This window comes from Gottfriedia solisilvae, assembly GCF_002128405.1.
In the GTDB taxonomy this organism is placed as follows: Bacteria; Bacillota; Bacilli; order Bacillales; family Bacillaceae_G; genus Gottfriedia; species Gottfriedia solisilvae.
Genome location: NZ_NETJ01000004.1, coordinates 566,195 through 588,307, shown reverse-complemented (window position 1 = coordinate 588,307; position 22,113 = coordinate 566,195). Strand labels below are relative to the sequence as shown.

The 22,113-nt window shown below is 33.3% G+C and carries 20 protein-coding genes; 9 read left to right on the top strand and 11 right to left on the bottom strand.

Translation table 11 applies throughout. The features are described 5' to 3' along the window. Positions 1-187: 187 nt before the first annotated feature. On the top strand, positions 188-1,660 hold the full coding sequence (locus CAB05_RS16045; RefSeq protein ID WP_174567295.1) for a sensor histidine kinase: 1,473 nt from the start codon (positions 188-190) through the stop codon (positions 1,658-1,660). Next, complete coding sequence (locus CAB05_RS22330; RefSeq protein WP_174567294.1) at positions 1,661-2,350, top strand: response regulator transcription factor; 690 nt, start codon at positions 1,661-1,663, stop codon at positions 2,348-2,350. It begins immediately after the preceding gene. Positions 2,351-2,501: 151 nt separating this feature from the next. Here the strand turns inward: CAB05_RS22330 and CAB05_RS16040 are convergent, their stop codons facing one another. Continuing rightward, positions 2,502-3,410, bottom strand: a complete 909-nt coding sequence (locus CAB05_RS16040; protein ID WP_088001597.1) for a Gfo/Idh/MocA family protein — start codon at positions 3,408-3,410, stop codon at positions 2,502-2,504. Between the two features lie 166 nt (positions 3,411-3,576). Here CAB05_RS16040 and CAB05_RS16035 point away from each other — a divergent pair, with 166 nt between their 5' ends. Together CAB05_RS16035 and hisD are read left to right on the top strand one after the other, a co-directional pair. Next, positions 3,577-4,563, top strand: coding sequence for a LacI family DNA-binding transcriptional regulator (locus CAB05_RS16035; protein WP_088001595.1), 987 nt, complete (start codon positions 3,577-3,579; stop codon positions 4,561-4,563). 130 nt (positions 4,564-4,693) lie between these two features. Further along, entirely contained in the window at positions 4,694-5,980 is a 1,287-nt protein-coding gene (gene hisD, locus CAB05_RS16030; protein ID WP_088001593.1) for a histidinol dehydrogenase, read from the top strand. A gap of 76 nt (positions 5,981-6,056) precedes the next feature. Here the strand turns inward: hisD and CAB05_RS16025 are convergent, their stop codons facing one another. Next, positions 6,057-7,574: a DHA2 family efflux MFS transporter permease subunit gene (locus CAB05_RS16025; RefSeq protein WP_088001591.1), complete on the bottom strand. Its 1,518-nt coding sequence runs from the start codon at positions 7,572-7,574 to the stop codon at positions 6,057-6,059. 183 nt (positions 7,575-7,757) lie between these two features. Here CAB05_RS16025 and CAB05_RS16020 point away from each other — a divergent pair, with 183 nt between their 5' ends. Further along, positions 7,758-8,654 carry a TetR/AcrR family transcriptional regulator gene (locus CAB05_RS16020; RefSeq protein ID WP_088001589.1) on the top strand — a complete coding sequence of 299 codons (897 nt, stop codon included), beginning with the start codon at positions 7,758-7,760 and terminating at the stop codon, positions 8,652-8,654. A gap of 181 nt (positions 8,655-8,835) precedes the next feature. Here CAB05_RS16020 and CAB05_RS16015 read toward each other — a convergent pair whose 3' ends face one another. Next, positions 8,836-9,504 carry a YdeI/OmpD-associated family protein gene (locus tag CAB05_RS16015; RefSeq protein ID WP_088001587.1) on the bottom strand — a complete coding sequence of 223 codons (669 nt, stop codon included), beginning with the start codon at positions 9,502-9,504 and terminating at the stop codon, positions 8,836-8,838. 233 nt (positions 9,505-9,737) lie between these two features. Between CAB05_RS16015 and CAB05_RS16010 the strand changes: the two genes are divergently transcribed. The 4 genes from CAB05_RS16010 to pdxA all read left to right on the top strand — a co-directional run bounded on the left by CAB05_RS16010 (position 9,738) and on the right by pdxA (position 14,942). Then, positions 9,738-11,504, top strand: a complete 1,767-nt coding sequence (locus CAB05_RS16010) for a sigma-54-dependent Fis family transcriptional regulator (protein ID WP_088001585.1) — start codon at positions 9,738-9,740, stop codon at positions 11,502-11,504. A 123-nt stretch (positions 11,505-11,627) separates the two neighbouring features. Continuing rightward, positions 11,628-12,590, top strand: coding sequence for a 2-keto-3-deoxygluconate permease (locus CAB05_RS16005; protein ID WP_088001583.1), 963 nt, complete (start codon positions 11,628-11,630; stop codon positions 12,588-12,590). Between the two features lie 49 nt (positions 12,591-12,639). Further along, positions 12,640-13,944: a four-carbon acid sugar kinase family protein gene (locus CAB05_RS16000; RefSeq protein WP_088001581.1), complete on the top strand. Its 1,305-nt coding sequence runs from the start codon at positions 12,640-12,642 to the stop codon at positions 13,942-13,944. Beyond that, positions 13,944-14,942, top strand: coding sequence for a 4-hydroxythreonine-4-phosphate dehydrogenase PdxA (pdxA, locus tag CAB05_RS15995; protein WP_174567293.1), 999 nt, complete (start codon positions 13,944-13,946; stop codon positions 14,940-14,942). The genes CAB05_RS16000 and pdxA overlap by 1 nt, the downstream gene beginning before the upstream one ends. 68 nt (positions 14,943-15,010) lie before the next feature. Here the strand turns inward: pdxA and CAB05_RS15990 are convergent, their stop codons facing one another. The 8 genes from CAB05_RS15990 to queC form a co-directional block, all read right to left on the bottom strand. After that, entirely contained in the window at positions 15,011-16,957 is a 1,947-nt protein-coding gene (locus CAB05_RS15990; RefSeq protein ID WP_088001577.1) for an FtsX-like permease family protein, read from the bottom strand. Then, positions 16,947-17,708: an ABC transporter ATP-binding protein gene (locus CAB05_RS15985; protein ID WP_088001575.1), complete on the bottom strand. Its 762-nt coding sequence runs from the start codon at positions 17,706-17,708 to the stop codon at positions 16,947-16,949. Before CAB05_RS15985 ends, CAB05_RS15990 begins: the two co-directional genes overlap by 11 nt. 103 nt (positions 17,709-17,811) lie before the next feature. Further along, positions 17,812-18,816 carry a sensor histidine kinase gene (locus tag CAB05_RS15980; RefSeq protein ID WP_088001573.1) on the bottom strand — a complete coding sequence of 335 codons (1,005 nt, stop codon included), beginning with the start codon at positions 18,814-18,816 and terminating at the stop codon, positions 17,812-17,814. Then, complete coding sequence (locus CAB05_RS15975) at positions 18,813-19,502, bottom strand: response regulator transcription factor (RefSeq protein WP_088001571.1); 690 nt, start codon at positions 19,500-19,502, stop codon at positions 18,813-18,815. Before CAB05_RS15975 ends, CAB05_RS15980 begins: the two co-directional genes overlap by 4 nt. A gap of 169 nt (positions 19,503-19,671) precedes the next feature. Further along, complete coding sequence (queF, locus tag CAB05_RS15970) at positions 19,672-20,169, bottom strand: preQ(1) synthase (protein WP_088001569.1); 498 nt, start codon at positions 20,167-20,169, stop codon at positions 19,672-19,674. Between the two features lie 5 nt (positions 20,170-20,174). Then, positions 20,175-20,891 carry a 7-carboxy-7-deazaguanine synthase QueE gene (gene queE, locus CAB05_RS15965; RefSeq protein ID WP_088001567.1) on the bottom strand — a complete coding sequence of 239 codons (717 nt, stop codon included), beginning with the start codon at positions 20,889-20,891 and terminating at the stop codon, positions 20,175-20,177. Next, complete coding sequence (queD, locus tag CAB05_RS15960; RefSeq protein ID WP_088001565.1) at positions 20,884-21,360, bottom strand: 6-carboxytetrahydropterin synthase QueD; 477 nt, start codon at positions 21,358-21,360, stop codon at positions 20,884-20,886. The genes queE and queD overlap by 8 nt, the downstream gene beginning before the upstream one ends. Next, positions 21,353-22,018, bottom strand: coding sequence for a 7-cyano-7-deazaguanine synthase QueC (gene queC / locus CAB05_RS15955; protein WP_088001563.1), 666 nt, complete (start codon positions 22,016-22,018; stop codon positions 21,353-21,355). Before queC ends, queD begins: the two co-directional genes overlap by 8 nt. Positions 22,019-22,113: the final 95 nt, after the last annotated feature.

The following is a 22,113-nucleotide window of genomic DNA, read 5'->3' as shown; positions in this document are numbered from 1 at the left end:
AGGGTAAAGCCTAACTCCATTTCACCTAAACAAGCGCTGTATTTTTTATTTCATTAACTTTTAATAATTTGTTAATATCTTGTTCTCCTTGAGTTAAGGATTTGAGGTTACTATGTAGTTAAGTCGACAAATGATACTATGTAAGGACAACCTTTCTTTTAAGTTTAATCTATTTAGGAGGGATTGCATGTCAATCCGTTTGAGAATGTTATTATCTTATACAGCTATGTTAGTCGTAACAATTGGACTATTTATTATATCGGGGTTATTAATGATTTTAGCTATAACAGGAGATATGGGTAGTATCAAACACTTATTTGCAAATCATTATTCACATAAACCTATAACGGCTCAAGAAGAAAGTGTTTTTTTAGATTTGAAATATTTAGCGTTGAAACAACCTGAACAACTCTTAGATGAAGATACTTTAAAGGCATATGATGAACAGTTAAAGGACGTATCGTCAGCCCTTATTATTCGAAAGGGAGATTCATTTGTTTATAAGACAGATAAATTAAAATCTATCCATGGTGTGAAAAATCTTCCAAAATTTGAACCTTCAAATATTCATATTAGAGATACAATTAGTTACGGTAAGTATTATTTTTCTTATGTAAAATTTGATTTTTATTTTAATGATAAAGATTTAGGTAGCATTTTTGTTATAAAGAAAGTTAGTCCATACGTGGCTTTATCTAAGAATTTATTTCCAATCTTAATTGGTGTTTTACTTATATTATTAATTGTAACGAATGGCATATTAAACTTCCTGGTAACGAGAAGTATTGTAACACCTTTGTCTGCGTTAAAGCTCGCTACACAAAAAATTAGAGATGGAAACCTAAATTTCAAAGTGACAGCAAGATCAAATGATGAAATTGGACAACTAAGTGTAGCTTATGAAGAAATGCGTCAGAGGCTAAAGGAATCAATAGATCTACAGTTAAAATATGAGGAAAATCGAAAAGAACTTATTTCAAACATTTCCCATGATTTAAGAACGCCTATCACAGCTATTAAAGGTTATGTAGAAGGCATCAAAGATGGAGTCGCTGATTCTCCTCAAAAAATGGATAGTTATCTTTCAACAATTTATAATAGAGCAACTGATATGGACGCTTTGATTGATGATCTATTTCTATTTTCAAAATTAGATTTAAAGAAGATACAGTTTAACTTTGAAGAAATAGATATGGTACGTTACATTAACTATTTTATTGAGGAACTAAGCTGGGAATTTGAAGAACAGGGTATCGAAGTACGCTTTCATATAAATGAAAACAATCACGAATTGGTTATTGCAGATAGAGAGAAATTAAAGAGAGTATTCGTTAATATCATTCAGAATTCGATTAAACATATGAAAAGTCATGAGAAAATTATAGAGTTCTCAATAGAAAATACTAATGAATTTATTAAAATTGAAATAAGGGATAATGGTAATGGAATAGAACCTACTTCTATACCTCATATATTTGATCGATTCTATCGAGCAGATAATGCTAGAAATGCTTTAACTGGTGGAAGTGGACTTGGTTTAGCTATTTCTAAACAAATCATTCATGAACATGGTGGGGATATTTGGGTAGAAAGTGAATTACGGAAAGGAACGAGCATATTTTTCACACTTCAATATGCCAAAAAAAGTGAGGGAAGTTAATTGAAAAAGATATTAATAATTGAGGACGATCCAAGTATCGGCGAACTTCAAAGAGACTATCTTGTGATCAATGGATTTAACGTAGAATTGGTCGCATCTGGAAAGGAAGGGCTTAACAAAGCTCTTTCAATTGATTACGATTTAATCATTTTAGATTTAATGTTACCTCACGTAGATGGATTTGAAATTTGTCGTCAAGTTCGCGCTGTAAAAGAAATTCCAATATTAATCGTATCAGCTAAAAAAGAAGACATTGATAAAATTAGAGGTCTAGGCCTTGGCGCGGACGATTATATCATTAAACCATTTAGTCCGAGTGAACTTGTAGCGAGGGCAAAGGCACATCTAGCACGTTATGAAAGATTGAGTGGCAACAAACCAGTTGAAAAAAAAGAAATTCGAATTAGAGGGTTAATTATAGAGGAAGCATCACGGAGAGTCTATGTTAATAATAAGGAAGTTAATCTAACTGCAAAAGAGTTTGAACTATTAACCTTTCTTGCAAAGCATCCTAATCGAGTTTTTAGTAAGGAAGAACTGTTTGAACTGATTTGGGGATTCGACTTAGCGGGAGACATCTCTACTGTTACAGTACACATTCGAAAGATTCGTGGGAAAATCGAAATAACTCCTGCGAATCCACAATATATTGAAACAGTTTGGGGTGCAGGATATCGTTTTACTATTTAAATGATAAACGGAGAAGTGACTTGATTGAAATTCTTGTGGGGCGGGATAAGCAAGACCCCACAGGCGCAATTGCGCGAACGGTGACTCACCATCTTTAGCCCCACAGAAACCATCGTATAATTGAAAGCATTGATCTTTTATAATCTAAAACTTAATTACGATTTTCAATATACTCAACAATTTTTTCACATATCTCATGTGTAATCAATGAGTCATCAATTGAAGGATTAGGTGTTTTATTATGTCTTATACAATCAATAAAATGGTCAACTATTTGATAAAATCCACGCTTATATAGGGTAGGCTCCCAGTCGCCAAATTTGGTTGTATTAACTTCATCACTATGATAATGCGTTGTTTCCACAAGACTGTTCACTACAAACTTGTGCTGATTGACCATATACTCAATTGTTTCTTCTGTTACGCCGCTATTTCTATTCATAATTCCGATTGCAGTACATTGTTCTCCAATTAATTGAAGTACGATATGGTCAAGCTTTTCGTCATTTTTTAGATAATCAATTTTTATATCAATCACTGGTGTATCCATCAAATATCTAAGTGTGTCCACGACATGAATAAAATCCTCTATAATAAATCTTCTAGTATAGTCAGGTGATGCAAATCTATTTTTTTGCATAATCATTAAGCTTGGTTTTCCATGTTCCTTCAGCTCTTTGACTCTTGGAATGAATCTTCGGTTAAAACCAACCATTGCAATTTTATCTACTTTTTTTGAAAGCTCGACGATTTGTGCTGTTTCAGCATAAATCATTGAAATAGGTTTATCTATGTATACATGAATTCCGTTTTTAAGTAGCGTTTGGGCTATCCCAAAGTGAGCCTCTGTAGCGGTGCTGATAAATGCAGCATTAATATTTTTTGTAAGCAATTCTTCAACAGTCAGTGCAGTTTCATGTATTCGGTATTTTTTTGCTAATTGATTTAACGTTTTCGCATTTCTAGTACAAAGCACCAACTCTAGATCTTCTCTTTCTGAAAGAACAGGTAAGTAAGCTTTCTTAGAAATATCGCCTAACCCAATGATCCCAATTTTCATTTTTTCACCCCACGTAATGAAACTATTTTACTATAAGTAAGTTTACTTTACTAAAAGGAAGAAAGAGTATGCAAATAAGTAGTCTGAACACTCTATTTTTTTAGCCCTAAATGATAGTATAATTAATCATTATATACGTAATTTAAGATAAGGTTGGTTATAAATCATGATAAATGGGGTTAATGCAAAAGATGTTGCTAAACTTGCAGGTGTTTCACAGTCTTCTGTTTCAAGAGTGTTTTTTGGTGGGACACCTGTTTCTGAGAAGACACGTAATAAGGTTTTATCTGCAGCAGAAGAATTAGGATATAATCCAAATGAATTTGCACGTAGTTTAATCACAAAAAAAACTAGAATTATTGGGCTTGTTATGAAGGGAGTAGAAAATCCTTTCTATCCACAGGTTTTAAAAGAGTTTACGACAGCTTTTAAAAAGCTAGGTTATAGCATTCTATTTGTTCAAACGAATAATGAAGAGATTCAAAAAGAAGATATAGATATGTTATTAAACTATAATGTTGCAGGTATCATTATTACAGATGCAATGCTTTCTTTAAAGGTGACTAATGATATTAAGAAAAGTAAAATTCCACTAGTTTTGTTTAATCGAAAAGCAGAAAAAAATGATTTCTTATCTGTTTGTACTAATAATTTAGATGCGAGTCGCCAAATAGCTAATTTTTTACATCAAAAAGGCTGCTCAAATATGGTGTATATTTCAGGTGATCGAAACACATCAACGAGTAGGGATCGTGAACAAGGTTTTATTGAGACATTAGATAAGCACCAAGTAGAATATAAAATATATGAATCTGATTATTCTTATGAAGGAGGTTATCAAACGGCAAAGAGTATTGTACTAAAAGGTGAGATTCCATCAGCATTTTTCGTAGCGAACGATATCATGGCTATGGGTGTATTAGACGCGCTTCGTAAACATTCTATTGAAGTTCCTTTAGCAACGAAAGTAGTTGGTTTTGATAATATAGCTATGACGAATTGGCCAATTTATAATTTAACAACGTGGGAACAACCAATATCTAAGATGGTTGAAAAAACCGTAAATTATGTGATGGAGGAAATTGATAATTATACTGGCATAGCTGGAAATATAGAAATCGAAGGTCAATTAATTGAAAGAAGTACAACATAAAGTGTTGACTTTTTGTTATTTTTAGAATATTCTCTACATATAGTTTTTGCATACGTATTCAAAAGTGAATGCGTTTTCTTTTATCAAATAATAAATACGTATGCAAAAGAGAATAAAGGGGGTATTTGTAATGGTAAAGGTAATTAAAGCTGGTAAATCGAAAGAGGAAGTATCAAAAAATGATTTGGAAGTTTCAAAAATAGTAGCGGAAGCAATTAAAGAGATTGAAACTCGTGGTGATGAAGCAGTTCGTAAGTTTTCGATTAAATTTGATAACTGGTCACCAGAATACTTCCGTTTATCGAGTAAACAAATTGAAGAAATCATCTCTGAAGTACCAAAAGAAGTAATTGAAGATATAAAATTTGCACAAAAAAATATTCGTGAATTTGCTGAGGCACAATTGGCATCGCTTCATGACGTTGAGGTAGAGAATATTCCTGGGGTTATTTTAGGACATAAAAATATTCCTGTGAATAGTGTTGGTTGCTATATTCCAGGTGGACGTTACCCAATGGTGGCATCTGCACATATGAGTGTACTAACGGCAAAGGTTGCCGGTGTGAAGCGAGTGATTGCATGTACACCACCAATAAATGGGGAAATTCCAAATGCGACAATTGCAGCAATGTATTTGGCAGGTGCAGATAAAATCTATTTACTAGGTGGAATTCAGGCTATGGCAGCTATGGCAATTGGTACTGAAACAATAGATGCAGTTGATATGATCGTAGGGCCAGGTAATGTATTTGTTGCAGAAGCTAAACGACAATTATACGGTCGTGTAGGAATTGATTTATTTACGGGTCCAACTGAAACATTAGTGATTGCCGATGAAACTTCAGATGGCGAGATGATTGCAACTGATCTTCTTGGTCAGGGTGAGCATGGTCCAACTTCACCTTGCGCATTAATTACGACTTCTGAAAGAATTGCACATGAAACACTTGAAGAAATTGAAAGACAGCTTAAAATACTGCCAACTGCCGATGTAGCGAGTGTATCATGGAGAGATTATGGGCAAATCTTATTAGTTGATAGCATTGAAGAGGCGGTAATTGAAGCGGATAAACTTGCATTTGAACATGTAGAGGTATTAACAGAAGATCCAAATTATTTCTTAGAAAATATGACGAATTATGGTTGCTTATTTTTAGGTCCAGAAACAAATGTTGCATATGGAGATAAAGTAATTGGAACAAACCATACACTTCCAACAAAAGGCGCTGCTCGTTATACAGGTGGACTTTGGGTAGGGAAATTTATTAAAACAGTAACTTATCAAAAAGTGAGCCCTGAAGCAACAGCTTATATTGGAGAATATGCTGCACGACTATGCATGATTGAAAACTTTGCAGGTCACGCAGAGCAAGCATTATTACGCGTACGAAGATATGGAAACGGTGGGGAGAAGTAATTCTTTAAAGTAATGACAGATTCCTTATGTAAAAGAACAAAAAAGTTCAACCATATAAAGGTTGAACTTTTTCTTTTTAATTTTCAGCTAGTTTTTTATTTAATGTTGTATTTGGTTGTTCTACTATTTCTTCAGCTGGTGTTGCTCGCTTAATAAAGAACGCAAGGACCAATGCCACAAGCGCAACGAAGACTGTTACATAGAACGAGAAGTTAATTCCTTCTAACATAGCTTTCGCTGTAATTTCTTGTTTAATTTGAGCTAACATTTCAGGTGAAGGTTTAGTTGTTACATTTTTCATTGCATCCGCTGCTAAATCCTTAGCATATGATTCCGTACGGTTAGACATGATTGTAACTAATAACGCAGTACCAATCGCACCAGATACTTGCTGAAGTGTATTATTCATTGCAGTACCATGCGGATAGAATTGTTTTGGTAATTGATTTAATCCATTTGTTGAAACAGGCATCATTACCATAGACATACCAAACATACGTAATGAGTATAAGATGATTAAGTGTGTATAAGTTGTATCCAAAGTTAATTTGCTTAAGAAGTAAGTTGTTACTGTCATAATAGCTAGACCAATGACCGCAAGTATTCTCCCACCAATTTTATCAAATAATTTACCTGTAATTGGTGACATAATCGCCATTAAAAGTGCACCTGGTAGAAGCATTAAACCGGCATCAAATGGCTTAATTCCACGAAGTGTTTGAGTGTAAATTGGTAAAAGCATCATTGCAGAGAACATTGCCATAGTAACAACGATTGAAATCGCTGAAGATAAGGCAAACATTGGATATCGATAAATTTTAAAGTTTAACATTGGTTTATCAAGTTTTAATTGTCGAAGGATAAATAAAACTAATGAAATTGCTCCGACGATCAGTGTTACATATACATACGGGCTATCCCAGCCTTTACTTCCAGCTGAGCTAAATCCATACAATAATCCACCAAACCCTAAACTTGATAGCAATACAGATAGAAGATCTAAGCTACTAACTACTTTTTCTTTTTTATCTTTTAGTAAGAAAAAGCCAATAATTAGAATGACTAGAGCAATAGGTGTAACGAAATGGAATAACATTCTCCAATCGTAATGCTCAATTAACCAACCCGATAATGTTGGGCCAATTGCTGGTGCACCCATCATAACAAGTCCAAAGAATCCCATTGCCGTTCCTCTTTTTTCGATAGGGAAACTTGTTAACATAACGTTCATTAACAAAGGCATTAAAATAGCTGATCCTGAAGCTTGAATCATACGTCCTGTTAATAATAGAGGGAAAATATGAGCAAATCCTGCCGCAAGTGTACCTATATTAAATAAAAGCATTGCCGTAATGAATAAATGTCTAACTGAGTATTTTTGGATTAAAAACGCTGTAGTTGGTATTAAGATACCATTAACTAACATGTAGCCAGTAGATAACCATTGAACTGTAGAAGGCTCTACATCTAAATCCTTCATAATTGAAGGTAATGCGATATTAAGTAAAGTATTATTTAAGAATGCAATAAAAGCCCCGATCATCAAGATTGTAATAATCCCGTATGGTGGACGTTTTTCCATGGACTGTACCATGAATCCCCCTCCTTTGTACCTGTAGTATATTTTTTTGAACTGTATTTCCATATAAGTTTATATGATATACCATTGTTACAAATGTTTCAATTAAAAATCTCTAATGTTTCTACTAGTTTAATTTGATAAAATAATGTACTATGTGTTTTAAACAGAAATTTATTGGGAATTAAAGGTGATTAAATGAACGATAGAAAGCAGCGTGTCATAAAAATAGCCCATGAATTATTTATTGAAAAAGGATATCAAGCAACATCAATACAAGACATTTTAGAATACAGTGGTATCTCAAAAGGAACTTTTTATAACTATTTTTCATCCAAAAGTGATTTGTTAGTCGCACTTTTTCAGATGATTTACTCAAAACTTGAACAAGAACGAAATCAGTTGCTTATTGGTCAAGAGCCTTCAAATATAAATATTTTCATTAAACAAATGGAATTGATCTTGCAGACAAATAGAAATAATAAATTATTTACTCTTTTCGAAGAAGTAATCTTTATTAACGATATAGATGTAAAGCATTTTATCAAACAAGGTAATTTTAAAATGCTTAACTGGTTATACGCTCGATTTTTAGATATTTTTGGTGAAAGTAAAGAGCCTTATTTATTAGATTGTGCCATTATGTTTATTGGTATTTTACATCACAATATAAAGTACACTGATCTAGCAGATGAATTAGATTTAAGTGTTCATCAAGTAGTAAAATATAGTGTAGAACGACTAGTGAAAATCGTTGAAGAGGTTTCATTGGCTGGGGAGCAATTAATTAAGCCTGAATTACTAAAAAATTGGATTCCTGCTTGTAAGACAAGTGTTACAATTCAACAGGAGTTAAACGAATGTATTTGCAAAATGAAAAAGAAGCTCACTCAATGTGAGGAGCAGGCGAAATACCAAGAGTTACTGGAATTTATTCATAATGAATGCAACCATACAAAAATTCCACGTAAATTTTTAATTGAAAGTACACTAGTTGCTTTAAATAAAGCGCAACCTTTCTTTGAAGAAAAGGAATTACAAAAATTGCATCAATTAGTAGCATTAAATATAAAAAGTAAAAATCCAATAGAGTAGACTTATTGTGAAATGAACATGTGGTACAAAATAGACTGTCTTTCTATATTGTCTCTTTAGAGGGATATGCTTAATATAATGGGTAAGAAACATAAATAGAGGGTGTCTCTTTGGTCGATGAAGCTGACCAAGAGACACCCTTTATATTTTTTAAAAAACTAATACTCTTGTTGATTTTATTTTATTTATTTCGTTTATACAAATCCACACTTTTAAAACCAAAACCTAAAATCATTCTCATTTCTTCACGTCTTTTGGTTTTAGTGCTTTCTTGTTTCGCACTATAAACATATCTAGCCCAATCTTTTTGATAACCAGGAGTAAGAGATTGGAAAAATGTTAATAAATCTGGTCTTGCTTCTAGATCCTTTTCAATGAAAGGGATCATTTCAATATAATCATCAACACATTGACTTGCTTTAGTAGAAGACTGGACTTTGCTACGATAATCTTCTTTAAAACCTACAACAGTAAAGGTCTCATCCAATCCTACCATACGAGCAAACTTAATATTACTTGCCCCAATAAACCCAACTTCATCTGCACCCAAACCTTCAAATAAATCGTCTCGATGTATATAAGTTGAATATACTTTGTTATCTTTTTTAGGATAGGCACAATATAAATAACTATTTTTATGTAAGTAATTATGCTCAATGACTTCTGTTACGAGTGCCTTCAAAGACTCCATATCAAATACAAATGCAAAAATTAAGTCATAAGATTCTTCTACTAAGCTTGTGTCATAATTTGCTAATTGCTCGAAATAATTTGCACCACTTGGTAAATGTAAAACAGCTATCTTATTATATTTTTGCAAGTTTAGTTTTTCTACTATTGTTTTACTCATCAGTATCCACCTCGTATTGGACCGCATCAATTTCATTCTTCATAAAACTATTATAAAGCTGCACTTAGAATTAATGTATCGGTAAATTAAATTTTTTGTAGAGAAAAATCATTTTAAAATTAGAAATGGTTCAATTTTAGCCAAATATTCTCTGTTATTTTGTTAATTTATAACGATTATTGTATAATTTCCACATACTGTTTCAAATAGAAACACTTTTGGAGGAAGAATGAATGAAAATTAAAGTAAAAGGGATTGCGCCTTATCCTGGACTTCGTGATCTTTTATTACAAGTTGTTGGTGAAGATAATAGATTTGAAATAGATGTGGAAGTTGCAGATTTAGAAGTTGCCCTCCCAATTGTATTAAGTGCTCAAGAACAGAATTATGATGTCATTATAAGTCGAGGTGGTACGGCCTCTTTTATTAGAAAACATGTTTCAATTCCTGTTGTAGATATACCTGTTTCGGGATATGACATACTAAGAGTTTTAACATTAATAAAGGATTCAAATAGTAAGTTGGCAATTATCGGTTTCCCTAATATTTGTCAGGGAGCTCTAACGGTTTCTAGTTTATTAGATTTTGAAATTCCAATTTACTCGATTAACCATGAAGCGGAAGTTAGAGTAAAGCTTGAAAAGGCAGTCAAAGAGGGAGCCCAAATCGTTCTTGGTGATGTAGTAACAGTTAAAACGGCCCAAGAAATGGGACTTCATGGAATCCTTATTACATCAGGTGTTGAATCGATACAGGATATGTTATCAGAAGTGAAATCTGTACATGATATTTATCTAAAGAGCCATGAAAAAGCTTTGTTTTTCCAGCATATACTTCAGAACTTCCCAACTGGAACATTAGTATGCGATCCAAAGGGGAAAGTTCTTTATTTAAATGACATATGTCAGCAGTTATTCGGCGAAGTAACGATGTTGCCACAGGATTTATCATTTTTACTGAAAGTTACCGGGATTCATTCAGATAAAATTCATTTTGAACATGTACTGATTCAGAAAAAATCATACAATCTTAAAACAGTGCCTTATGGTGAGGATGTTTTCATTTATATCGAACCTAATAAAACACCCTATATGTCGGAGTTAGATATGGTTCAGATGCCTGCCCAAATTGCTTCGTTCGCCCAAATTATTGGGTCAAGTTATGTAATTACGAAAACAATTAAACGGGCTATTGCCTACGCAAAAACAGATAATCATGTATGGCTATCGGGAGAAGTTGGGACAGGTAAAGCGGTATTTGCAGAAGCCATTCATTCAGCTAGCTCACGTAATAGAGGGAGATTTTATCATGTAGCTTGTCACTCGATTAATGAATCAAAATTAGCAACAGAACTATTTGGAACTGATTCAAAGGTAGGTCTACTTCAGATACCATCTAATGACACTTTATATCTAGAGTATATCGAAAATCTTTCAATTCAAATGCAGGAACGATTGGCAAATGAACTTAGAAAAGGAACTAACTTGAGAGTGATTAGTTCTTCTAAGAGTACATTTAAACAACTATTGAAAGATCCAAATATACATCAAGAACTAATCCACTTACTCGGTGAGTATCAACTAGTTATTCCACCTCTTCGTGATCGAACTGAGGATATAGAGGAGATCGCTCGAGTATTAATTGCAAATCATAATTCAATATACGGTAAACAGTTTGTAGGAATAAGAGAAGAAGTTCTAAATCGATTAATGGAGTACAATTGGCCAGGTAACTTAAAGGAATTAGAAAATATCATTAGTGAATTACTAGCACTAGCAAAAGGACATTATATTGGGATAGAAGAATGGGATCTTGTTTGGGAAAGATATAGCTTTACGGGAGTTAATTCTTCGGCTCAAAGAATTGATTTAAATAAAACGTGGGTAGAAATCGAAAGGCAAATATTAGAGGAAGTATTAAAAGATGAGGGAATGAATCAATCAAAAGCTGCAAAAAGATTAGGTATTAGCAGAGCAACTCTTTGGAGAAAGATGCAATAATTGTTTCATATTTAAACAATAACAGTGTTGTTTTTAGAATTTTCTAGAAGTATAATCAAAATTGTAAACGCTTTTCAAAAATTAATGTTTCAAAATAGAACACATGCAAGGGGGATTATTTTTATGAAAATCAAAGCAACACTGGACCGTATTCCTGGTGGAATGATGATTGTTCCATTACTATTAGGTGCTATTATTAATACACTATTTCCAACTGCTGGAGCGACATTTGGATCATTTACAGGAGCGTTAATGACGGGGGCATTACCAATCCTAGCAGTATTTTATGTATGTATGGGATCAACAATTGATTTCAAAGCTACTCCATATATTATGAAAAAAGGTGGATCTTTACTTGCAACTAAAGTAGGTATAGCAGCATTAGTAGGGTTTGTTGGAGCAAAAGTATTTGGCGACGGAATGGTTGAAAGCGGATTCTTTTTAGGCTTATCAGTTCTTGCAGTAGTTGCTTCAATGAATGATACAAACGGTGGTTTATATATGGCCTTAATGGGTCAATTCGGGAAAAAAGAAGACGTTGGTGCTTACTCAATTATGAGTTTAGAATCTGGACCTTTCTTAACAATGGTTACACTTGGGGTTGCTGGACTTGCAGCATTTCCTTGGCAAACCTTAGTAGGAGCAATTATTCCGCTAATAGTTGGTATGGTTCTTGGAAATCTTGATAAAGATATGCGAGATTATTTAAGTAAAGCAGTGCCAGTTTTGGTACCATTCTTTGCATTTGCATTAGGAGCTGGTATGAGTTTGCAAAACGTTTGGAAAGCTGGTATCTTAGGCGTTTTACTAGGGGTAGCTGTAGTAGCAATTACAGGTACAGCTTTATTAATTGTAGATAAACTAATTGGTGGTAATGGTATTGCAGGATTATCGGCTGCTTCAACAGCGGGTAATGCAGTAGGTGTACCAGCGGCTGTCGCTTCGGCGAACGCAGTGTATGCACCTTTTGTACCATCTGCAACAGCTCTAGTTGCTTCTTCTGTTATCGTAACATCTATTTTAGTTCCGATTGTGGTTGCATGGTATGCAAAACGAATCGGTGTAAAAGGAAATACGGTCGAATAAATACTAGCTTATAGTTTAGTATCGAGAGGAAGAAAGGACAGGGTACATCATGAATAAAATCGGAATGATTGCAGATGATTTAACAGGAGCAAATGATAGTGGTGTACAGCTAGTAAAACAAGGATTACGTTCATCTGTTATCTTAGATTTAAATGCATTAGCACCCGAACATATTACAAGTGATGCCATTATCATTGATACCGATAGTCGCGCAATAAGTAAAAATGAAGCATATGAGGCTGTTCGGAAGGCTTCAATCTTTTTAAAAGACAATCAATATAAGCACATTTTTAAAAAAGTTGATTCAACTTTAAGAGGAAATCTAGGTGTTGAAATTAAAGCAGTAACAGATTTTTTTGAATATGATTTTTGTATTATTGCACCAGCATTTCCACGTATCGGAAGAACAACTGAAAAGGGAATTCATTATTTAAATGGGAAGCCTCTTTCAGAAACAGAAATTTCAAGAGATCCAAAATGTCCTGTTACTGAGTCTTCTATTTGTAAATTAATTGAAAATCAGACAGGTGTGACTGTTGGTCTTGTAAGTACTGCTGAATTAGGAACAGATTTAAGTGAATGGAAAGCTGAATTGCAAAAATGGCAAGAAGCAGGTATTAAGTGGTTAGTATTTGATGCAACGACGGATAATCATCTTGAAGAAATAGCTAAGAAAATATCTCAAATTTCAAAGCATGTCATTTGGATTGGTTCAGCTGGTTTAGCTGAATTCTTACCGAAAGTACTAGGGCTTACTAAATCAACTGATTGTCATAAACAAATTACGATAAGCAACAAGAATATTTTAGCTGTATCAGGTAGTCTCTCAAGTGTGACGAGACAACAAGTAAAGAGATTAATAGAGATGGATGAGATGAAAGCTGTCGAGGTTAATCCTTTAGAAATGTTTGAAACGGGTGATCAATGGAAGATACTGAAGAATCAATATATCAACCAGCTCGTATCAACATATGAACAAGGATATAATGCGGTATTATATGTAGATTCAAGTACTGAAAATCGCGAAAATACAGCTAAAGCTGGAAAGCAGTTAGGTTTAACACCTTCTGAAGTTAGTAACCGTATTTCAAAAGGGTTAGGTGAAATTGCAAGTGAGCTTGTAAAAAATTACTCTTTTGTTTCAGGACTTGTATTAACGGGTGGAGATACCGCAAAGGATGTTTGCCTTCAAATTGGAGCAAGTGGCTTAGAGTTGTTGAAGGAAGTTGAAGCAGGTATTCCATTAGGGAAATTAGTAGGGGACCACGAGTTGTTCGCGATTACGAAAGCAGGCGCTTTTGGAAATGAAGATTCCTTAGTTAATGCAGTGAGAGAATTAAAAGGAGGACAATAATGAGTACATTACCAGTAGTTGGCATTACAATGGGTGATCCCGCAGGAGTAGGGCCAGAAATTATACTAAAAAGTTTAAATACTAAAGAAGTTTACCAACAATGCAGACCAATTGTAATTGGAGATGCTAGAATTTTAGATCGTGCTCAACAATTTGTGAATACGAACTTAGAGATTATCACGATTGAAGATATCGGGGAAGCGGCGTATGAAGCAGGTAAGGTATATTGTTTAGATATGAATCTTGTGCCCGCTGATTTACCAATAGGTCAGGTTTCAGCAGAGGCGGGGCATGCTGCATTTGAATTTTTAAGAAAAGCAATAGAGTTAGCAAATGAAGGGAAAATTGATGCGATTTGTACTGCACCTTTAAATAAAGAGGCATTGCATAAAGGTGGTCATATTTATCCTGGACATACTGAAATTCTAGCAGAATTAACGAACACAAACGACTTCTCAATGATGCTATCGGCACCTAATTTAAAGGTTATTCATGTAACAACACATGTCGGAATTATTGATGCAGTTAAAATGATTAACCCAGAGAGAGTTTATAAAGTAATTAAACTTGCTGATGAAACACTTAAAAAAGCAGGCTATACAAATCCTAAAATAGCTGTATGTGGTATCAATCCGCATGCAGGAGAAAATGGATTGTTTGGCTATGGTGAAGAGGAAGAAAAAGTAATTCCTGGAGTGGAAAAAGCGGCATTAGAAGGAATTAATGTAGTAGGTCCACTACCAGCAGATACACTGTTTTTCCGTACGGTTCGTGGAGATTTTGACATCGTTGTAGCGATGTACCACGATCAAGGTCATGGTCCAGTAAAAGTACTAGGATTAGATGCAGGTGTAAATATTACAGTTGGATTGCCGATCATTCGTACTAGTGTTGACCATGGAACTGCATTTGATATTGCAGGAAAAGGCATCGCTGATGAAAAGAGTTTACAAGAAGCAATTCGTCAAGCAATAGAGTTAGCGCCAAAAAGAGCGTAAAAAGTAAAAGCTCCAGTTCATTTAAATGACTGGAGCTTTTACTGTGTTGAAAATATATGAAAAGATAATTATAGGGCATCTTTTATTACTTTTTTATAATAAAACACAGATAGGATACCAAAGATTGAGTATAGCACTGTATAAAGAACCATAACGATAATCATAGGCGTCCAAACTTCCGTTCCAAATAGGAACCAACCAGATTGAACTGCAAAGTAGCTATGAAGTAAGCCAACGACTAATGGAATACCAAAGTTAAACACTTGCTTTGAGCGAATTCCTTTAACTAAGTCTGAACGTGAGAATCCAAGCTTTCTTAAAATCGTATAATTTGGTTTCTCATCAACACTTTCGTCCATTTGTTTAAAGTATAAAATACAACCAGAAGTGATTAAGAATGCTAAACCTAAAAATCCAACGATAAACATAATTAATCCCATTGTTTGTTTTTGCTCATTACTGATTTCAAGTCGAGAGCTATTCATATACCCATCATTTAAATTATTTTGATTAAAGATTTCATTTGCTTTAACGAGATTTTTTTCATCATTAATATCAATACCTATATAGATTGTCGAATCTCTTTGAATAGATGGATCGATATCTGCTTTTAATTTGTTAAAAACCTTATCATCAACGATTGCAGTTGGAAAACCGCCACTCGTAAAATAATTAGAAATAATATAGTCTTTCTTTAATCCTATATATGATTGTGGTATCTCTTCATGTTGAGTATTAAATTTAATGTGACCACTTTCTTTTAACGTCATAAAGCGTTGCAATAAATCATTGTAGCCTGTAAAAACAGTTTCATCTTCAGATAAGTTCATTTTAACCGAGTTTTCACTAATGACTGGAATCGGTAAATCATCTGAACTTTTCATAGCAGATGCATCAAGCTTAGATTCTAAAATGCTATCTAAATTTGCACTAACTTGGATGACGTCAATCTTCTTTTCAGTAAATTTAATATTATTTTTTGATAAAGCGTCCGTAAATTGATCAGCGTCTTTTGTATTAGAAATAGAGAAATTGTTAGGTACGTTATTTTCTGCTGTTTTTTCAGCTGAATAATAAGAAATATAACTTAAAGATAATAAGCCAATTGCTAATCCAGACACAGTCGTGATGATAGTTAACAATAATGCATTTGATTTCATTCTGAACATGATTGATGATAGTGACAATACATTGTTGATTGTTAAATAACCATTCTTACTCTTACGGATGATATTTAATATAAATCGTACTGAGCCTTTATAGAATAAATACGTTCCGATAATAACAGAAGCTAAAATAAAAATCATTGCTAAAAATAGCTCCATTGTTGAAGTAAAGTCTCCGCCAAATAGCTTCGATGAAATAAAATAGCCTGAGGTGATTGAGATAATCCCTACAATTCCAATGATAATTTCGAAAACAGACATTTTCTTTACTTTACCTTCTGTTAAAGAGATTACTCTGAATAAAGATAAGATAGTTTGTCTTTTAATAAAGGTATAATTCATTAACATAATGAATAAATAAATGACCAAAAAGACAATAACCGTTTGAATTAATGCGCGACCCGAAAAGTGAAGTGTTGCGATCGCATTAATGCCTGTAACTTTAAATAAAATCATAATAATTAATTTTGAAACTGAAAAACCTAGCAGAATCCCTAAGATTAAAGAAGTAAAATATAAGATAAAATTTTCAACTGTTAAAATTCGAAAAATCCTATCTTTTGTCATACCAATTAACTGGAATAGTCCAATTTCTTTACTTCTTCTTTTAATAAAAATGTTGTTAGCATATAGAAGGAAAATAGATACAATTGCTACTAATAAAACTGATGCTGATTTAATGGCAGCAGCACCTTTAATTGATCCTTTTGTTTCATTCATTGAAGGATCATATTGCAAAGTAACAAATGCAAAGTATAGCGCTGCACTAAATATTAATGCAAATACATATAAGTAGTAGTTTTTAAGGTTTTTCTTTAAATTACGGAATATGAGTTGATTAATGCTCATTTTGCACCCCGCCTAACACACCTTGAGTTTTCATGATGTCTTTGAAGAAGTTTTGTCTTGTATCATTGCCTTTGTGTAATTGAGTATAAATTTGTCCGTCTTTTATAAAGATGACTCTGTGACAATAGCTTGCAGCTACAGGATCATGAGTAACCATAACAATTGTTGCTTTTCTTTTTTCGTTTAGTTCACTTAGTTTATTAAGTAAATCTGATGCAGATTTAGAATCTAATGCGCCTGTTGGTTCATCGGCAAAGATGATACTTGGCTCATGAATAAATGCTCTAGCAGCAGAAGTACGTTGTTTTTGTCCTCCAGAAATCTCATTAGGATATTTATCTTTTAACTCAAAGATACCTAATTCTTTTGCAACTGCTTCAAACTTTTGATCAGCTTCGGCTGGAGTTGCCTTTGTAATTGTTAAAGGTAATAGTATGTTTTCTTTGACTGTTAACGTATCAAGTAAGTTATATTCTTGAAATATAAACCCTAAATAGTTTTTACGAAATTCTGCTAATTGTTTTTCTTTCATTCCAGAAATTTCGGTACCTTCGATTGTGATTGTTCCGCCATTAATTTTATCAATTGAAGAGAGAACATTTAGTAAAGTCGTTTTACCTGATCCAGATGCTCCCATGATGCTTACGAATTCACCTTTTTCAATCGTAATATCTAAACTCTTTAATACTTCTTGTTTATTAAATTTATTTCCGTAACTTTTATGGATTTTCTTAGCTTCTAAAATACTCATTCATCTCCACACTCCTTTTATATCGATAAACTTAGTATAGAAGTTTTTCATAGTTGTTTCCTTTGATTAAGCGAACAATCAATAAAAGCATGTGACAATTTTGTCACATGCTTTTAATATTTACAAATTCATTTTGCTTTGGAAACGTTAAAGTGAAGACAGTTCCTTTTGCCAATTCTGAACTGACATCAATTTGTATTAATAATGATTGTGCGGCTTTTTGCGCCAAATATAATCCCATTCCTGTAGCAGCATTGTCTTGATGTTGAGTAGTAGAAGTAAAACCTCTATCAAATATTCTTGGTAAATCTTTTGAATCGATACCTCGACCAAAGTCTTTAATCGTAAGAGTCATATGATCATTTTTTAGTTTGCTACTAACAATAATATCTGATGCATTACTATATTTAACTGCGTTCGTTAATAGTTGTCTAATAATGAAAGAAAGCCATTTTCCATCACTTAGCACTTCGGTTTCTTCAAGTTGTATATCAAATCCAATCCCTTTTTGTATACACCATGACTGTAAAGTTTTTATCTCAGAAAATATGACAGGTTCTAACTGTAGTTTTTCAATATACAAGTCGTTTTCGATAAAGGGAATTCTTTTTTGATGAAGCTGTTGATCTAGTAAAAAATGAATACGCAGCCATTCAAAAGTTAAATGCGTTTTTAATTTTTCGTCTTGTAATCGATCAAACATTAAATGCATTGCAGTTAATGGTGTTTTTACTTCATGGATCCAAGACAGAAGCTCATCCTTTTCTTGCTCTAATGCAGTTTGATTATGTAATGCAACTTTTTTTAACTGTTCTGTTTGATTCATAATACTTGTCTCAACCAAATGTTCAAAAGGACTCTCTGGTTCAGCTAATCCCGTCAAATCAAGATTATCTTCGCGTTCAATAAGGCTTCTATAAAATTTTGTTTCCTTTGGATATCGTAAAACCAAAAAAAAGATAAAAATGACAATTGATAAAAAGACAATATAAAGTATTGGTGTAAAAGGAATGGCTGTATCAATAAATGCGACAAATAGTAAAAAAAGTTGAAGAAAAACAAATAAAGCAATCCAACTTAATCTTTCTAAGAGAAATCTTTTAATCATTGATATTCCACTTCAAGGGCGATATAGCCTTGTCCCACCTTGGTTTCAATAAATCGACCTAAATCAATTTCATCCAATCTTTTTCTTAATCTGTTTACATTTACAGTAAGTGTATTATCACTAATAAAACGCTTATCGTCCCATAAGTCATTGATGATGTCTTCGCGGCTAACGATTTTATTCTTTTGCTCTATTAACAGCTTTAAAATAAAGATCTCATTTTTTGTTAGCTCAATTAACCCTGTTTCATTTGAAACAGTATTCTTCTCATAGTCGACTGTTGCGCCACACCAAGTTTTTAATGCAATTTTCTCAGTGTTATAGTTATAAACACGTCTAAGTGTCGCTTGTATTTTGGCAATTAAAACATCAAAGTGAAACGGTTTTTGCATAAAATCATCCGCGCCTAATTGCATAGACATGACCATATCAGACGGATGATCCCGAGAAGATAAAAAGATAATTGGAATATTTGAATGAGATCGAATCATTCGGCACCAGTGGAATCCATCATATTTAGGTAACTGTATATCAATGATGACTAAATCAGGTTTAATTTCAGTAAACTCTTGAAACACTTTACTAAAATCAGATATTCCGTGGACATCATATGACCACTGAGATAATCGATCTTTTATTTCGTTAAAAAGAGACGAGTCATCTTCAATTAATAAAAGTTTAAACAAAAGGTTCACCACACTTTTTATGTCTTTTCCATTAATTGTAAAGTAAAACTAATATGATTGCCATAAACCGTTAGTATTTATAATGGTTGTCTACACAATAAAAGCTCATTTCTGTATAAGAAATGAGCTTTCATATTAATCTAGTTATAATATTGAAAGATTAATCGAATTAGCGATTATCAATCTTTTCTGGATATAAATCATGGTTCATCATACGATGTTCAGCCATCTTTTCATATTTTGTACCAGGACGACCATAGTTACAATAAGGGTCAATTGAGATTCCACCACGAGGTGTGAACTTGCCCCAAACTTCAATATAACGTGGGTCCATTAATTTAATTAAGTCATCCATAATGATATTCATGCAATCTTCGTGGAAGTCGCCATGATTACGGAAGCTAAAGAAATAAAGTTTTAATGATTTACTTTCTACCATTTTTTGCTCTGGAATATAGCTAATATAAATTGTTGCAAAATCAGGTTGACCAGTTTTTGGGCAAAGTGAAGTAAATTCTGGGAAATTAAACTTAACGAAATAATCTCGGTCAGGGTGAGTATTATCAAATGTTTCTAAAATTCCTGGGTCATATTCAAATAAATATTTAGTATTATTACTCCCTAGTAACGATACGTCTTCTAAAGTACCTTTTGATCTTCCTACCATTTTTGTTAAACTCCTCTCTTATTTCCCCATACAAATGCATGTAATTGAGGTAAAACCTTTACATTTTTAAACACTTTTGATTTCATTGTTTCATCTATAAGCCACTCATAACGATTTAACATGTGTTGTAATAAAGATCCATCATCTGCGTTTAACCAGCTATTTCCTACTTGTAGAAAAAACGGGATTTGAGGAAACTTTTGATGAACAGTTTCTGCGAATGCTAAATCCTTTTCATCAAAAATAACTACTTTTAAGCAAGTTTTTGGATGATGTTCAAGTTGTTGAATAATGTTTGTTAATACATCAAAATCAGTATTCATACCACTACTTGGTGGTTTTGGTGATAACGTCACTTCGTCTATTAAAGGTAACCATGTTTGCCATTTGCTTCCCTGTGTCTCAAGCGCCAACGTCATCTGCTTATCTTTTAAGAAGTCAACTATAGGTCCTAGAGAAGGAAGAAGGGCAGGGTTACCACCTGAAATCGTAATATGTGAGAAGGTATCTCCGCCTAACTCTACTAAACGATTCCAAACATCCTCGGCAGTCATCCAATTAATATTCTCTTTCTCACTACCATCCCAAGTGAAGGATGAATCACACCAGCTACATGAATAATCACATCCAGCTGTACGAATAAACATTGTTTTCTGTCCAATTGCCATACCTTCACCTTGTACAGTAGGGCCAAATATTTCAAGTACAGGAATTTTACTCATTAATCATCCACTCCCTACGAGCTTCTGCGTAGCTTGTAGGCGTTTCATATAAACGAACAAACTCTACTCTAATGTCTTGTGCTGGGTTCGTTTCATCTTTTAATGCATTTTCCATTTGCTCAAAGATCCAAACGACCATGTTTTCAGCTGTTGTATTCATTGGAGGAAGCATTTCATTTAGATAACGATGATCTAAATAAATTTCGATTTTTTCTTTCCAAATCTCTTTAATATCACCAAAATCAATCACTAATCCAATATCATCGACAAAACCACTAATACCAAAAATGACTTTATATGTGTGACCGTGTAAATTTTTACATTTTCCTTCATAGCAATGTAAGTGATGTGCGGCATCAAAAGTAAATTCTTTATTTACAAGTACACGTTTATGATGGTATTTTAAGTCTTCTTTTTTTATATGTTCATCTATTTTATGGAGTCTCTCAACTATGCGAAAATCAAACATGCTCAGAGGCTCCTTTCATTTCTAAATAACGATCTAATCCAGCTTTACGAAGCTCGCAAGCAGGGCATTCACCACAACCATCAGAAATGATGCCATTATAACAAGTTAATGTTTTATTTCTAACGAATTCGAATGCGTTTAATTCATCAGCTAATTTCCACGTCTCAGCTTTATCAATCCACATAAGTGGTGTATGGATCACAAATGGATAATCCATTGATAGGTTAAGTGTTACATTTAATGACTTAACAAAGATATCACGGCAGTCTGGATATCCGCTAAAGTCAGTCTCACAAACACCTGTAATGATATGTCTTGCGCCTTTTTGTTTTGCTAGAACAGCTGCAAAAGACAAGAATAATAGATTACGACCATCAACAAATGTCGAAGGTAATTCGCCTTCTTCATGTGTAATATCGATATCTGATCTTGTTAAAGCATTTGGTGCAAGTTGATTTAATAAAGACATATCAAGTATATGGTGGGGAATGTTTAATTCCTTACAAATATCTGCAGCGACATCTAACTCTAATTTATGACGTTGATTGTAGTTAAAGGTAACAGCCTCAACTTCTTTAAATTGCTGCATTGCCCAAAATAAACAAGTCGTACTATCCTGGCCACCGCTAAATACAACGATTGCTTTTTCATTTTTCATATTTCTTCTCTCCTTTACATGATTAAAAAGAAGAGGGCATCCCGAATAACAAAAATAAAAACAATACGACAAATATTGTTTTTCGCCTTATTTTT

Coding starts and splice junctions, on each gene's coding strand:
- CAB05_RS16000 (WP_088001581.1), top strand. CDS start 12,640: ATGAATAAAATCGGAATGATTGCAGATGATTTAACAGGAGCAAATGAT.
- CAB05_RS15980 (WP_088001573.1), bottom strand. CDS start 18,816: ATGATTAAAAGATTTCTCTTAGAAAGATTAAGTTGGATTGCTTTATTT.
- CAB05_RS16020 (WP_088001589.1), top strand. CDS start 7,758: ATGAACGATAGAAAGCAGCGTGTCATAAAAATAGCCCATGAATTATTT.
- queF (WP_088001569.1), bottom strand. CDS start 20,169: ATGGTAGGAAGATCAAAAGGTACTTTAGAAGACGTATCGTTACTAGGG.
- pdxA (WP_174567293.1), top strand. CDS start 13,944: ATGAGTACATTACCAGTAGTTGGCATTACAATGGGTGATCCCGCAGGA.
- hisD (WP_088001593.1), top strand. CDS start 4,694: ATGGTAAAGGTAATTAAAGCTGGTAAATCGAAAGAGGAAGTATCAAAA.
- CAB05_RS15985 (WP_088001575.1), bottom strand. CDS start 17,708: ATGAGTATTTTAGAAGCTAAGAAAATCCATAAAAGTTACGGAAATAAA.
- queE (WP_088001567.1), bottom strand. CDS start 20,891: ATGAGTAAAATTCCTGTACTTGAAATATTTGGCCCTACTGTACAAGGT.
- CAB05_RS15990 (WP_088001577.1), bottom strand. CDS start 16,957: ATGAGCATTAATCAACTCATATTCCGTAATTTAAAGAAAAACCTTAAA.
- queD (WP_088001565.1), bottom strand. CDS start 21,360: ATGTTTGATTTTCGCATAGTTGAGAGACTCCATAAAATAGATGAACAT.
- queC (WP_088001563.1), bottom strand. CDS start 22,018: ATGAAAAATGAAAAAGCAATCGTTGTATTTAGCGGTGGCCAGGATAGT.
- CAB05_RS16015 (WP_088001587.1), bottom strand. CDS start 9,504: ATGAGTAAAACAATAGTAGAAAAACTAAACTTGCAAAAATATAATAAG.
- CAB05_RS16005 (WP_088001583.1), top strand. CDS start 11,628: ATGAAAATCAAAGCAACACTGGACCGTATTCCTGGTGGAATGATGATT.
- CAB05_RS16040 (WP_088001597.1), bottom strand. CDS start 3,410: ATGAAAATTGGGATCATTGGGTTAGGCGATATTTCTAAGAAAGCTTAC.
- CAB05_RS16010 (WP_088001585.1), top strand. CDS start 9,738: ATGAAAATTAAAGTAAAAGGGATTGCGCCTTATCCTGGACTTCGTGAT.
- CAB05_RS16025 (WP_088001591.1), bottom strand. CDS start 7,574: ATGGTACAGTCCATGGAAAAACGTCCACCATACGGGATTATTACAATC.
- CAB05_RS16045 (WP_174567295.1), top strand. CDS start 188: ATGTCAATCCGTTTGAGAATGTTATTATCTTATACAGCTATGTTAGTC.
- CAB05_RS16035 (WP_088001595.1), top strand. CDS start 3,577: ATGATAAATGGGGTTAATGCAAAAGATGTTGCTAAACTTGCAGGTGTT.